The sequence below is a fragment of the Pseudoalteromonas sp. JC28 genome, from assembly GCF_013319255.1.
Classification (GTDB): domain Bacteria; phylum Pseudomonadota; class Gammaproteobacteria; order Enterobacterales; family Alteromonadaceae; genus Pseudoalteromonas.
Window position 1 is genome coordinate 26,567 of record NZ_QOKX01000015.1, and the last position, 14,024, is coordinate 40,590.

The following is a 14,024-nucleotide window of genomic DNA, read 5'->3' on the forward strand; positions in this document are numbered from 1 at the left end:
AGAAAAGGTTTATCTAGGTGCGAATATGCCAATAGGTGATGTGTTAAATAATGGAATTGACGGTTATAACCGCGCTGCTCAGGGGATTGCCCAAGCAAGTGCTGATATTAACCGCGCTGCCATCGATCAACAAAGTGATTCTGAACGTGCAGCAGGGCGGCAGTTGCAAGGTGCTAGTGCCGGTGAAGCTGTGACGGCTCCAGTGAGTGAGACGCCAAGCTTGACCGAATCAGTGGTAGCCTTAAAAGTTGAAGAGTTTAACGCGAAAGCCAATGTGCAAACTATTCGCACTGCAGATGAAGTGTTAGGTACGTTGATTGATATTAAAGTGTAATGAACATAGTAACGCCACCACCGGCGATGAATTTAAACACTGCCAACGTGTACACCGAAACGGTTGTACGCGATAATCAGCTGCGTGAAGCGATCCCAAAACCTGCACCAACTAACTCTTCATTTACTGAAAACCGCAACCTTTCCGATTCTGAAAAAGGCCGCTCTTCTAACGTAGACGATGCAAAAGTTTACGGCTCTGATGGTAAAACAGAGCAAAGCAAAACCATTCAAGGCAAAGAGCAAGGTGAAAAAGGCGAAGGCCAAGAAAAAGAAAAGAATGAACAAGAGCAGCAACAAACAGAGCAAGATGAGCAGGTCGTTCAAGAATTAAAATCTCGAGATAGAGAAGTAAGATTACATGAGCAGGCTCATGCCAGAGTAGGTGGGCAATATGCTGGATCACCGAGTTATGAATATCAGCGCGGTCCTGATGGCAATAACTACGCTATTGGCGGTGAGGTGATGATCGACGTTGCGCCGCTTGAAGGTGACCCGCAGGGCACGATTGAAAAAATGCAAACGGTGAGAGCGGCAGCGTTAGCACCAGCAGAACCATCTGGCGCTGACAGAGCCATCGCAGCAGATGCGACTCAAAAACTCTCGGCGGCGCAGGCTGAGTTGGCAAAAGCTTCTATCAGTGGTGAAGAGCAAAGTGATAGCAAGCGGGTACAAAACATTCAAACTCGCCGCTTGAGTGGTGAGCAGGCAAAAGCAGAGAGTGAAGAGGAGCAAGCCAAGCTTAAGCAGGATGCAGATCCTTACGCTGTTGCGATGCCAATTGAAGCTGACCCTGAAATCCAAGCAAGATCGCTCAGGATCTCAAATTTTTATCAACATGTAGCGATGCCTAACCAACCCGCATCGCTATCAGTGCAAATTTAACCGTAGGTATTGGCCTTCTCCTCCGCGGGTCATTGCAGTGAAAACGAGTTAAAACCCCCGACAAACGAAAAGCGCGACCAAGGCCGCGCTTTTCTTTGTTCACTGTTCTGTTGAGATTACTTCTTCAGCTTTGCGAAGGCTTCAGCAAACGCATTACCCATCGCGGCGTTACCTGCATCTCGTGACTTTGGCTTAGAAGACTTAGGCACCGGTTTTCCTTTGTGCGGCTTAGCGTTTTGTTTTTGCGCTGGAGCTTGAGATATTTCATCGTTTAAGCGCATGGTAAAGCTAATGCGTTTACGAGGCACATCAACCTCAATCACTTTGACCTTAACGATATCTCCCGCTTTAACGACTTCACGTGGATCGGAAATAAACTTATCCGTGAGTGCTGAAATGTGAACAAGTCCATCTTGATGTACACCTACATCCACAAAAGCCCCAAAATTGGCAACATTAGAGACCACACCTTCTAAAATCATACCGACTTTAAGATCTGTGATTGTCTCAACACCAGCTTTAAACTGCGCCGTTTTAAATTCTGGGCGAGGATCTCGGCCTGGCTTATCTAATTCTTTGATAATATCAGTGACCGTTGGTACCCCAAACTTATCATCTACATAGTCATTTGCCACAAGGCCATTCAAGACTTCGCGATTACCGATAAGGGTATTCACTTCTAGATTTTGTTTTTTACAAATCGCTTTGACAACAGGGTAAGCTTCAGGATGCACTGCTGATGCATCCAGTGGATCGTCGCCATTGGCGATACGTAAGAAACCGGCTGCTTGTTCAAATGCTTTAGGTCCTAATCGCTCAACTTTTTTAAGCGCTTTGCGATCCGTGAAAGAGCCATTTTCGTCGCGGTATTTTACGATGTTACTGGCTAATGTTTTATTCAAGCCCGAGACGCGCGTTAGTAATGGTATCGATGCCGTGTTCACATCGACACCCACTGAGTTTACGCAGTCTTCGACCACAGCAGTTAGCGTTTGCCCTAACTGGCTTTGAGAAACATCATGCTGATATTGGCCAACACCGATTGATTTTGGTTCGATTTTTACAAGCTCTGCTAACGGATCTTGTAATCTTCTTGCAATAGAAACTGCGCCACGTAGAGATACATCAAGATCTGGAAATTCGTTTGCGGCAAATTCAGAGGCAGAGTACACCGATGCGCCAGCTTCACTCACCATGATTTTATTAAGTTTTAATTCGGTGGCGCTTTTTAGCAGTTCTGCGGCCAGTTTGTCGGTCTCGCGAGACGCGGTTCCGTTACCGATAGCAATAAGCTCAACTTTGTATTGGCGACACATTTGCTCTAGTGTCTTCAGCGACTTATCCCACTGGTTTTGAGGGGCATGAGGGTGGATAGTACTCGTTGCAATCAGTTTGCCTGTGGCATCGACAATAGCGACTTTACATCCGGTACGTAATCCCGGATCGATACCCATTGTCACTTTTGCACCTGCAGGCGCAGCCATCAGCAGATCTTTTAGGTTTTTCGCAAAAACTTCGATAGCATCTAGCTCTGACTTTTCACGCATTGACCCTAAGAATTCGTTTTCCAAGTGCAGGGCGATTTTAATCTTCCATGCCCACTGGACTACACCCATCAACCAATCACTGGCAGCTTTACCAGAGACGGCTAGGCGGTAATGATCGGCAATGATCTGTGCACAAAATTGAGCGGCGTCTTCTGCACTTGGTTCCGGGTTGATAGATAACTGCAAAAAGCCTTCGTTACGTGCTCTTAGCATCGCCAGCGCACGGTGTGATGGAATTTTATTTAGTAGCTCATTATGTTCAAAGTAGTCACGGTATTTGCTTCCTGCTTCTTCTTTACCTGCGATGACTCTTGCTTCGATTTGCGCGTTGTCTTTAAGGTGTGCTCGGAGCTTAGCAAGTAGTTTGGCGTCTTCTGCAAAACGCTCCATGAGAATGAATTTAGCGCCATCTAAAGCCGCTTTGCTGTCAGCAACGCCTTTGCTTTCATCAATGAAAGGAGTCGCTTGTTGTTCTGGGTCTAACGTTGGATCTGCAAATAAAGCGTCAGCTAAGGGTTCCAAACCTGCTTCTATCGCGATTTGGCCTTTTGTTCTGCGCTTTGGTTTGTATGGGAGATATAAATCTTCGAGTACGGTTTTACTGTCGGCGGCTTGTATTTCTGCACTTAGCTCAGCAGAGAGTTTACCCTGTTCATCGATGGTTTTTAAAATAAACTCGCGACGTTCATCAAGTTCTCGTAAGTAACCTAACCTTTGCTCAAGCAAACGCAGTTGAGTGTCATCTAAGCCACCCGTTACCTCTTTACGGTAACGTGCAATAAATGGAACGGTTGCCCCTTCGTCTAGCAAACTAATAGCAGCATTAACTTGCTGTTCTCTGGCGTTAAGCTCAGTTGCTAAACGTTGTGTGATATTGCTCATGCAAAATCCTTATACTCTTCTTAATCGGTCTGTGTTGCCTAGATAATACTCATCTCGGGCAAACAAAATTTAGCTCAATGTTATCATTGTTCGGTGTTTCTGCGATATTCGATTTGGTTGATATACCAAAGTCTTCGGCCGTGCGGTGTGGTGACCGTAATTTCATCATCGACTTGTTTGCTTAGCAATGCCCTAGCCATTGGCGCATCGATGGAGATGTAGTCATTGCGTTCGTATATTTCATCAGGTCCAACAATCCGAAATGCACGAACCTCGCCTTCTTCGCTTTCTACTTCTACCCAAGCGCCAAAAAATACTTTACCTTCTTGTTCGGGACTATATTCCACGACTTTTAGTTCGGGCATACGCTTTCGTAAAAAGCGCACCCGTCTATCTATTTGCCTTAATAAACGTTTATTGAAGGTGTAGTCGGCATTTTCGGAGCGATCGCCTAAACTCGCTGCCCAATTCACAATTTTGGTGATCTCTGGGCGCTTTTCAAACCACAGATGATCATGTTCTTGCTGCAGTTGGCGGTATCCTTCGGGCGTGATCAAATTCGTTTTCATGTTTCTCAGGTATTTTGGGTTAAACCCTTGTAATGTTCGGTAACAATCTAGTATCAATGTATGGTGTCGAAAAGCACCAAATTCAATTATATTTAAGCATAATAATATCATGGTCCATTATCGCCATGAGCGTTAAATGAACAGGATGATGATTTGTGCACGAAATGTCGCAGATCAGCAAGCTTTAGTAAATTAATAAATAGAAGAAATATAAATGGGAAATGAAACCACCAAAGTGCTCGTAGTTGATGACGATATGCGTTTACGCAGTCTTTTAGAGCGTTATCTCGTTGAGCAGGGATTTATCGTCCGCAGCGCAGCCAATTCTGAACAAATGGATAGACTACTTGAACGCGAAAACTTTCACTTAATGGTGTTAGATTTGATGCTTCCTGGAGAAGATGGCCTTTCCATCTGTCGTCGTTTAAGACAAAAAGAGAATGAGATCCCAATTGTTATGTTGACGGCGAAAGGTGACGAAGTTGACCGTATTATTGGCCTTGAGCTTGGCGCGGATGATTACATTCCAAAACCATTCAACCCAAGAGAACTGCTGGCGCGAATAAAAGCCATTCTTCGTCGTCGTGCCAAAGAAGTACCAGGTGCGCCTGCGGCAGAAGAAAATGAAGTGAGCTTTGGTAACTTTACCCTTAATTTAGCGACGCGAGAGATGCAACATGGAGAAGCGACAATTTCACTTACCTCAGGTGAGTTTGCGGTACTTAAAGCACTGGTGAGTCACCCTCGCGAGCCGCTTAGTCGAGATAAGTTAATGAACCTTGCTAGAGGGCGTGATTATAGCGCACTTGAGCGTAGCATTGACGTTCAGGTTTCGCGCTTACGTCGTATGATTGAAGATGATGCCTCTAATCCTCGCTATATACAAACGGTGTGGGGTCTTGGGTATGTATTTGTGCCTGACGGCGTGAAGTAGCCAGCATGTTACCTCGTAGTGCATTTGGGCAAACCGTCTTCTTTGTCGGCGCGTTACTATTGATAAATCAAGTCGTGTCTTACATTACCGTTACCTTATACGTCTTCAAACCAACCTTTGAACAAGTGAATCTGATGCTCGCTAAGCAGGTTAAAACGGTCTTCATTGATTGGGAAGATGGTGTTGAAGTGGACAATACACTATCTCGCAAATTTTTTGAGATAACCGGCATTGAGGTGATGACACAAAGAGAGGCGTATGTAAATGGGCTGGGGCAGGCCAAAGAATATACATTGCTGTCTCGTAGTATGTCGGAGCAACTTAATGGCTCTGCGCGAGTCAGGATAAGCCAAGGAGATCCGGTTGTTTATTGGGTTGAGCCACCACAAGCGCCAGGATATTGGGTAAGAGTGCCGCTTAGCGGACTCAGTGAAACAAAAATGGAGTTTTTAGTTTTCTACCTCTCCAGTATTGGTTTCTTAAGTGTGTTAGGGGGTTGGCTTTTTGCTCGGCATCTAAATAAACCGCTAAAATCACTACAAATTGCTGCTAGTCGAGTAGGCGTCGGAGATTTTTCAACACGTCTTGTCGAAGAAGGGTCCACGGAAGTCATAGAGGTGACTCGGGCATTTAATAAAATGTCTAAGGGGATCGCAGACCTAGAAAGTGATAGGCGACTGTTAATGGCTGGTGTGTCGCACGATTTACGTACACCCTTAACCCGAATTCGTCTAGCAACTGAAATGATGTCGGATGAAGAAGACTACCTGCGCGAGGGGATAATCGACGATATTGAAGATATGAATGCGATTATTGACCAATTCATTGAATATCTCCGTCATCACAACGGTGCGGAAATGTCGCCAGACGATGTTAACACGGTTATTGAAGAAGTTGTTCATGCAGAGCAGCAGCATCAGCGACCAATTCACCTGCAAGCAGAGGAATACTTACCAGCGGTAATGATGAATGCCGTCGCGTTAAAGCGAGTGTTTACTAACATGATTGAAAATGCGATCCGTTATTCTGAACAAGATATTGAGGTGACGACAGAATACAGCCCCAAGCACCGTGCTGTTATCGTAAAAGTAATGGACAGAGGGCCAGGTATTCCTGAGTCAGAGTTAGAGTCTGTATTCGAACCATTTAAACAGGGAGATCAGGCTAGAGGGAGTGAGGGGAGTGGCTTAGGGCTTGCCATTATCAAACGTATCGTGACCACACACGGCGGTAAAGTAAGACTACGAAATCGAGATGGTGGTGGTCTGATCGCGGAGGTTTCTTTGCCAGCTTATCGGGGAAAGCTTGAGGAAGCATGATTTTCAAAAGAGTAGGCGAGCAAATTGAGCACAATAAAGCATAGGGATTTAAGCTATCAAAAGGGAATGTTAGATACACCGTATTTAAACCAATTGAAGCGAGTGATAGCGACAAGCTTTTCTAATGTAGAGGTAGAGCATTACTTTGCACTGTACTTTGAAAAAGGTGAAAGTACAAAGCGCAGGCTTCGGTTGTTTTTATCAGGCGGTGACATTGTCGGCTATTGCTTATTGACCTTTGATGATAGCAACAAGGATGTTTGTATTGTTGGCGCTTCAGCTGCTTTTTTACCTGCCTTTAGAGGGAAAAACAGCACCTTTAGGTTTTCTCTTATAGAAGTATTAAAACGTTATATACGTAACCCACGTAGACAACTGTTATATGCAGATACCATGCTCAGTCCCGCCATGTTCAGGGCCATGGCAAAAAATATCGCCGAAGTTTATCCAAATAACTTGCCTCAAAATAGCGCGATAGCAACGCTCTATGACACCATCAATCCAGTTGGCTTGGTAAGCCCTCATAATGGCCTAAGGTGTTTGAAGGCTGTTGGACGCAAAACCAATTACAGCGAGGCTGAAATCGCACGCTTTAGAGAAAGCAGCAAAACTGAGATTGCACTTTACTGTTGTGTTAACCCTGACTTTGATAAGGGAATTGCGCTTGTGGCTATCATTCCAATCACAATGAAACAATTTGTATTAACCTTTAAAAAGTTGGTGCTAAATAAGCTTTGGAGTACGTCGTAATAGGGCGAGTTTTCGCCCTATTAAAGGACTTGGTTATCGCGTTATTAGCAGATATCTACTGAACGACAAAGTCCCATTGACTCACAAATCGCAACGTGAGTATCACAAATTTGCCAACTGCCACAATCAACTCTAGAGCCAAAAGTCGCGCCCGCGGCAGCAATTTTTCTGGTCGCCTGATTGTTTAGATCTTTCGCTTGCAGCGATTTTAGTTGTTTCTTTTTTAATTGTAATTTCATGGTTTTCCTTATACGTGCTGTTTAAATAATCAGCAATATATAAGCATGTATGTACCTAAATGTTAATAATAAGTTTGTTGAAAGATATTCATGTGTAAAAAATCAGGCACAAAAAAACGCCCAAACAAGGGGCGCTTTTGATAAAGGAATCTTTCTTAGGTTAGCCGCGAGGGCCTGCTGCTTTGATTGCTTCAGAAACATCGTATTTAGCGAAGTTTTCTTTGAAGTCAGCCGCAAGTTTAGCTGCATATTCCGCATACTTAGCCTGATCTTGCCATGTATTTACCGGATTAAGTAGCTTGCTATCAACACCTTCCACTGCCACTGGTACATCTAAATTTAGTGCCTCAATGTGCTGTGTCTCAACGCCCTCTAATGTATCGTTTACGATTGCATCAATCACGGCGCGAGTTGTTGGAATGTCAAAACGCTTACCAATGCCATAAGGACCACCAGTCCAACCTGTGTTTACTAGGTAAACTTTAGCGCCAAACTCACGCACGCGTTTCATTAGTAGCTCAGCGTACACGCCTGCTGGACGCGGGAAGAAAGGAGCACCAAAACAAGTTGAGAAAGTTGATTCGATATCAGAAGTTGAACCAATCTCAGTTGAGCCTACTTTCGCTGTGTAGCCACTAAGGAAGTGATAAGCTGCAGCTTCTTCGCTTAGGATTGAAACTGGAGGTAATACGCCGCTCACGTCACAAGTTAAGAATACAACTGCACGAGGCTCGCCCGCGCGGTTTTCAACTTTACGCTTTTCAACATGCTCAAGAGGGTAAGCTGCACGCGTATTTTGCGTTAAGCTTGAATCGGTATAATCAGGAGTACGCGTTTCATCTAGCACGACGTTTTCTAAAATAGTACCAAAACGGATTGCATCCCAAATAACAGGCTCGTTCTTTTGTGACAGGTCGATACATTTCGCATAACAACCGCCTTCAATGTTGAATACGCTACCAGGTGCCCAACCGTGCTCATCATCACCGATAAGAAAACGCTTAGGATCCGCAGAAAGCGTAGTTTTACCTGTTCCTGATAGACCAAAGAATAACGTTGTGTCACCAGCTTCGCCAACGTTTGCACTACAGTGCATAGGTAGCACACCTTTTGCTGGTAGTAAGAAGTTCTGTACAGAGAACATCGACTTCTTCATTTCACCGGCGTAATGCATACCTGCGATAAGCACTTTGCGCTGTGCAAAGTTGATGATAACGGTACCATCGCTGTTTGTACCATCACGCTCAGGATCACAAACAAAAGAAGGAACGTTCATCACCTGCCATTCAGGTAAATCAGTTTTGTTATAAGAGTTAGGTTCGATAAACATGTTTTTAGCGAAAATGTGGTGCCAAGCAGTTTCAGTCGTTACAACGACTGGTAAATAGTGCTCTGGATCCGCACCGACTTCTAAGTGAGAGACGAAGTGGTCATTTTCAAGAACGTGCGCTTCTACGCGAGCCCATAAAGCATCAAACTTAGCACCTTCGAATGGGCGGTTTACGTTACCCCATTGGATGTCATTTTCTGTGCTTGATTCTTTTACGATGAAACGGTCGTTTGGTGAACGTCCAGTACGACGACCAGTTTTTGCAACAAAAGCTCCATTTGCGGCTAAAGTGCCCTCGCCACGACGGATAGCGTGTTCGACAAGTTCAGCTGCGGTTAAATCGACAAAACGAGTAGCGCTTGAAGTCATGTTTATACCTAAAAAGTGAGAGTTGAACGGGATAGCTCTGGGGTACTCTTGCCCTTAGCTAAATTTATAGTAACAGATGAAATTGAGATATTCGAGCCTTTAGAGTGCTTAAAATTACATAAAAACGTCAAAAAACTTGAATAATTTCAATGATACCGGTGTCATAACTTTTGTATGTTTTATGACACCGGTATCACCCAATAGCCATAAAAAAACCGCCAAAAATGGCGGTTTCATTTTGTAATTAAGGGCTAAAGCGCAACTTAATTAAATAACGATTTAATATCTTGCTCGTTAAAAACGTAGTTTTTCAAGCAGTAATGACAGCTAATATTGACCTCGCCGTGTTTTTGCAAGTCTTCCATCAAGGCTTCTAGTCCGACATTGGCCAGCGCATTCTCGGTTTTCTCTCGGCTACATCCACATACAAACGAGATAGCTTGCGGTTCAAAAAGTTGAGGATTGTCTTCGTGATACAGTCTAGTTAGTACGGTATTGGCGTCTAAATCTAGTAGCTCTTCATCTTTAATCGTGTCGCTTAGTGCTTCAAGATGTTGGAAATCGGCAACAGACTTTTCTTTATTGACGGGCAGTACTTGTAAAAACAGACCTGCCGCTTTCACTTTATCGCCGACTAGGCTTGTTGCGAACCATAAACGGGTTTTCAATTGCTCAGATTGCTCGAAGTATTCTTCTAAACATTCGGCAAGTGATTCTTTAGAAAGGGGAACTATGCCTTGATAGCGTTCGCCTTTTGTCGGTGTAATGGTGATAACCATATACCCTTTGCCCATGAGCTCAGGTATAGATGATCCCAAAACCTCAGATTGCAGCCTTGCCACGCCACGCATCTGTTGTTTGTGATTACCATTGATCACCGCATATTTTACTGGACCATCACCTTGGAGCTGAACCGCAATGTCACCTTCAAATTTTAACGTAGCGGTCAGTAAACTGGTTGCAACCAATAACTCGCCTAATAGGTGTTGCACAGGCTCTGGGTAGTTGTGACCGCTAATGATGTCAGTAAAAGTCTGTTCTATTTGTACAAGCTCACCACGTACGTCTAGCTTGTCAAAAATATAACGATGAAGTAAATCAGTCTGCATCAATGAAAATCCTAGTTTGATTTCAATTTAAGTAATTCACGGCGTTGTTTCTTGTCCGGCTTAGTGGCAGGACGAGGCGCAAACAAGCTATTGTTTTGGCGCGCCAACGCGTTTTGCGTTCGTTTTTCAATGCTTGCTTCAGACTCTTCATAAAGAGTTTGAGCAATTGGAGCCGCTTGTCGCTTTTCCATGATTTTGAGTATGGTTACTTCTTTCTCTTCATATCCTTGGGCTAATTTCACTACCGCGCCGACTTCAACCGTTTTACTTGGTTTACAGCGTTGACCGTTGTAATGTACTTTGCCACCTTGGACCATATCGCGAGCAAGCGCTCGTGTTTTGTAAAAGCGAGCAGCCCATAACCACTTATCAATACGAACTTTCTGTTCAGATTGGTTGTTTTCCTGTTGGAGTTTTGTCACAATTCGTTAACTATTTGCTAGTGTGAAATTTAACCTAACAAATTTAGCATATTTCGTTATGCAAACAAAGTAGATGACAGGCACTAAACTTGTGAGTTAATCGCACTTTACCTAAAAAATGAACTAATATGAGTGTCTATGTTCCAAGGTTAAGTTTAGATTCAGTTAATTGGCCTACGGTGTACCTATTTAATTAAAAGTTTAACAAATGCACGCTTGTTGAAAAAATTTCGAGGCGGTACACTGGGGCGTTCAAGAAAATAAGAAAAGTATTATATGGAATTACAGTTACAACAGCTTCAGAAGTTTTGGCTTGGTTTGCCTCACGCAAAATTGAGTCGTATCATTGTTGTCCTGTCGGTTGTTTACGTTGCGTTTCTCTTTTCGCAATTATTTTGGTTGTTATGGCCAGTGCCACAAACACAACCCTTGCTTCCAGCATCACAACTGTATAGTCAATCAAGTAGCGGTATCACAAGCCAAGGAATTGTCGCTCAAAATTTGTTTGGTGAGGCAAATGCTAAGCCTGATACCAAACCACAGCCCGTGGTTTCTGATGCACCAGAAACAACGCTTAACGTTAGGCTAACCGGTATCGTAGCGGTTAGCCAAGATGATGGTGCGGGTCTTGCTATTATCGAGTCTCAGGGTCGCCAGGAGACCTACTCAGTTGATGCACCAATCACAGGCACTCGCGCTAAGCTTGCCCGAGTGTTACCTGATCGTGTGATTTTGGATGTCAGTGGGCGTTTTGAAACGCTGATGTTAGATGGTATAGAGTTTAGTCGCACTGTGGCGATGCCAACAAAGTCAAAGAAAATCGTCAACAGCACAGCTTCACCAACCCCATCTCGAAATGAACTAGCAAATCGTCGCCAGGAATTGCTCAGCGATCCAGGTAAATTATTTGATTATATTAAGATTGCTCCGGAACAGCGTAACGGCGAAGTTATTGGCTATCGTCTCTCACCTGGAAAGGATCCTGAATTGTTCGAACAGGTGGGGCTTAAAGCGAATGATTTAGCAATCGCAATTAATGGGTTTCAGCTCACGGATATGAAACAGGCTATGTCAGCTATTAATGAACTTAGAACGAGCACAGATGCGAACATCACGATTGAGCGAGACGGTCAAGTGATGGATGTGCAGTTTAGCCTGTAAAGTTACTAATTTTGGAGTTTTAGAATAATGGGTAAAAAGCTACACCTCACAAAAACCAAAAAAGGGTTAGCTAAGTATGCAACGCTCTTGATTGCTGCTGGTATTTCACTTTCTGTTTCTGCGGTTGAATATGCCGCGAACTTCAAAGGTACCGATATTAATGAATTCATTAATATCGTTAGTGATAAGCTGAATAAAACTATCATCATAGACCCTAACGTGCGCGGTAATATCAATGTTCGCAGTTATGAGTTGATGGATGAAAAGCTTTATTATCAGTTCTTTTTAAACGTGCTGGAAGTGTATGGTTATTCTGTTATTGAAATGGATAGCGGTGTGCTTAAGGTAGTTCGTAGTTCTGATGGTAAAAAGTCAAATGTACCTTTGGTATCTGGTGAAGAGCTAGGTAATGGTGACGTAATGGTAACACGCGTTGTTCGCGTGAAGAACGTTAGCGTGCAAGAGCTTGGTCCACTTATTCGTCAGTTCAGTGACCAAAAAGATGGTGGTCACGTAACCAATCTAAATTCAGCAAACGTGATGATGCTAACTGGCCACGCGTCCTCGGTGAATCGCCTAGTTGATATAATCAAAACGGTTGACCAAGCAGGTGATAAACGTGTTGATATCGTTAAGCTGAAGCATGCCACTGCTGAAGATGTTGTTAAAGTCGTTGAAAAGATTTTTCAAGACTCAGGGAAAGGCGGTGTACCAGACTTCCTTATCCCGAAAATTGTGTCAGATACCCGCACTAATAGCGTCATTGTCAGCGGTGAGTCACAGGCGCGTAGCCGAGCTGCTGAGCTTATAAAGCGTTTAGACGACGAGTTGCAATCCCAAGGCAATACTCAGGTCTTCTATCTGAATTACGCAAAAGCTGAAGATCTGGTTAAGGTTCTTCAAGGCGTGAGTAAATCGATTGAAGAAGAGCAAGCCGCAGGTCAGCAAGCAAGAACTCGCAGTAGTAGCAAAAATGAAACCAGCATTGAGGCGCATGAAGACTCAAACTCATTGGTGATAACGGCGCAGCCAGACACTATGCGTTCACTGAGTCAAGTTATTAAAAAACTGGATATCCGTCGTGCCCAAGTATTGGTTGAAGCGATTGTTGTTGAGGTTTCTGAAGCCGATGGTATTAACCTTGGCTTACAATGGATCTCTGAAAAAGGCGGTATGCTACAGTTTAATGATGGTACAACTGCACCAATTGGATCCATAGCGGTTGCTGCTGAGCAAGCACGTGACAAAACAGTCACTAAAAATATAACAGGTACAGAATCTGGAAAAACAACGGAATATGATGAGACTGTTAAGGGCGATTTGACTGGGCTTGCCAAAGTTCTAGGCGGTATTAATGGGTTAGCCGCAGGTATTGTCAAGAATGATTGGGGTGCAATCATTCAAGCGGTAACTACTGATACCAACTCAAATATTCTTGCCACGCCATCGGTTACGACTATGGATAACGAAGAAGCGTCCATGATCGTCGGTGAAGAAGTGCCAATTGTTACGGGTTCAACGGCGAACGACAATAATTCAAACCCGTTCCAAACGGTAGACCGCCAAGAAGTGGGTATTAAATTAAAAGTAACCCCTCAGATTAACGATGGCACAGCGGTTCAACTGACGATAGAACAAGAAGTATCAAGCGTGAAAGGTGCGACGTCGGTGGATATTCGAGTGGCTAAACGTGCTATCAATACCACGGTTATCGCTGATGATGGCGGCATGGTTATCTTAGGTGGTCTGATTGATGAAACCGTTCAAGAAAGTGTATCTAAAGTACCACTATTGGGTGACATTCCAATATTAGGTCACCTATTTAGATCAACAGGGACTAAAAAGGAAAAACGCAATCTATTAGTATTCATTCGTCCGACTATTGTACGTGATAGCCGCAGTATGAATGAAATTAGCCATTCAAAATATAACTTTATCCGCGGTGAGCAGCATAAACAAAGAGAAGATGGCATTGAGCTAATGCCATTTGAAGACACGCCAATCTTACCTAAGTGGGATGATAAGCTTACTCTGCCTCCTACGTATGAAGAGTTCTTAAAAGAACAAAACAAAAAAGAGCGTGAAAATGATTGATGAGAAAGTCACGCCGGATTTAGGAGCTGAAGCTGAAGAGATGGCAGCGCAGCTGCAAAGCGCTGAGCCAATACTAGGTGA

Annotated in this window: 13 protein-coding genes; 7 read left to right on the forward strand and 6 right to left on the reverse strand. The window is 43.8% G+C overall.

The features are described from left to right. Positions 1-25 precede the first annotated feature (25 nt). Positions 26-334: a hypothetical protein gene (locus DS891_RS23240; RefSeq protein ID WP_102057660.1), complete on the forward strand. Its 309-nt coding sequence runs from the start codon at positions 26-28 to the stop codon at positions 332-334. Further along, on the forward strand, positions 334-1,218 hold the full coding sequence (locus tag DS891_RS23245) for a putative metalloprotease CJM1_0395 family protein (RefSeq protein ID WP_174171056.1): 885 nt from the start codon (positions 334-336) through the stop codon (positions 1,216-1,218). The genes DS891_RS23240 and DS891_RS23245 overlap by 1 nt, the downstream gene beginning before the upstream one ends. 116 nt (positions 1,219-1,334) lie before the next feature. On the opposite strand, the gene DS891_RS23250 is transcribed toward DS891_RS23245, so the two are convergent. After that, complete coding sequence (locus DS891_RS23250) at positions 1,335-3,647, reverse strand: Tex family protein (protein ID WP_174171057.1); 2,313 nt, start codon at positions 3,645-3,647, stop codon at positions 1,335-1,337. Between the two features lie 83 nt (positions 3,648-3,730). Next, positions 3,731-4,216, reverse strand: a complete 486-nt coding sequence (greB, locus tag DS891_RS23255; protein ID WP_010378480.1) for a transcription elongation factor GreB — start codon at positions 4,214-4,216, stop codon at positions 3,731-3,733. Between the two features lie 214 nt (positions 4,217-4,430). Here greB and ompR point away from each other — a divergent pair, with 214 nt between their 5' ends. Genes ompR through DS891_RS23270 form a run of 3 tightly spaced genes read left to right on the forward strand, consistent with a single transcriptional unit; the run spans position 4,431 to position 7,219 of the window. After that, positions 4,431-5,150, forward strand: coding sequence for a two-component system response regulator OmpR (ompR, locus tag DS891_RS23260; protein ID WP_010378483.1), 720 nt, complete (start codon positions 4,431-4,433; stop codon positions 5,148-5,150). Between the two features lie 5 nt (positions 5,151-5,155). After that, the gene (envZ, locus tag DS891_RS23265; protein WP_010604363.1) at positions 5,156-6,469 is read left to right on the forward strand and encodes a two-component system sensor histidine kinase EnvZ; all 1,314 of its coding nucleotides are present in this window, start codon (positions 5,156-5,158) and stop codon (positions 6,467-6,469) included. Between the two features lie 24 nt (positions 6,470-6,493). Continuing rightward, the gene (locus tag DS891_RS23270; protein WP_227386789.1) at positions 6,494-7,219 is read left to right on the forward strand and encodes a hypothetical protein; all 726 of its coding nucleotides are present in this window, start codon (positions 6,494-6,496) and stop codon (positions 7,217-7,219) included. Between the two features lie 44 nt (positions 7,220-7,263). Here DS891_RS23270 and DS891_RS23275 read toward each other — a convergent pair whose 3' ends face one another. The 4 genes from DS891_RS23275 to hslR all read right to left on the reverse strand — a co-directional run bounded on the left by DS891_RS23275 (position 7,264) and on the right by hslR (position 10,688). Beyond that, the gene (locus tag DS891_RS23275; protein ID WP_010604365.1) at positions 7,264-7,458 is read right to left on the reverse strand and encodes a hypothetical protein; all 195 of its coding nucleotides are present in this window, start codon (positions 7,456-7,458) and stop codon (positions 7,264-7,266) included. Between the two features lie 160 nt (positions 7,459-7,618). Further along, entirely contained in the window at positions 7,619-9,157 is a 1,539-nt protein-coding gene (locus DS891_RS23280; protein WP_010378491.1) for a phosphoenolpyruvate carboxykinase, read from the reverse strand. Between the two features lie 263 nt (positions 9,158-9,420). Next, positions 9,421-10,266 (reverse strand): Hsp33 family molecular chaperone HslO, encoded by an 846-nt coding sequence (gene hslO, locus DS891_RS23285; RefSeq protein ID WP_010604366.1) that lies wholly within the window; start codon positions 10,264-10,266, stop codon positions 9,421-9,423. An 11-nt stretch (positions 10,267-10,277) separates the two neighbouring features. After that, a complete protein-coding gene (gene hslR, locus DS891_RS23290; RefSeq protein WP_010378496.1) occupies positions 10,278-10,688 on the reverse strand; it encodes a ribosome-associated heat shock protein Hsp15 in 411 nt (136 codons plus the stop codon). Between the two features lie 276 nt (positions 10,689-10,964). Here hslR and gspC point away from each other — a divergent pair, with 276 nt between their 5' ends. Together gspC and gspD are read left to right on the forward strand one after the other, a co-directional pair. Then, positions 10,965-11,849 carry a type II secretion system protein GspC gene (gene gspC / locus DS891_RS23295; protein WP_010604367.1) on the forward strand — a complete coding sequence of 295 codons (885 nt, stop codon included), beginning with the start codon at positions 10,965-10,967 and terminating at the stop codon, positions 11,847-11,849. Positions 11,850-11,876: 27 nt separating this feature from the next. Then, the gene (gspD, locus tag DS891_RS23300; RefSeq protein ID WP_010604368.1) at positions 11,877-13,943 is read left to right on the forward strand and encodes a type II secretion system secretin GspD; all 2,067 of its coding nucleotides are present in this window, start codon (positions 11,877-11,879) and stop codon (positions 13,941-13,943) included. Positions 13,944-14,024: the final 81 nt, after the last annotated feature.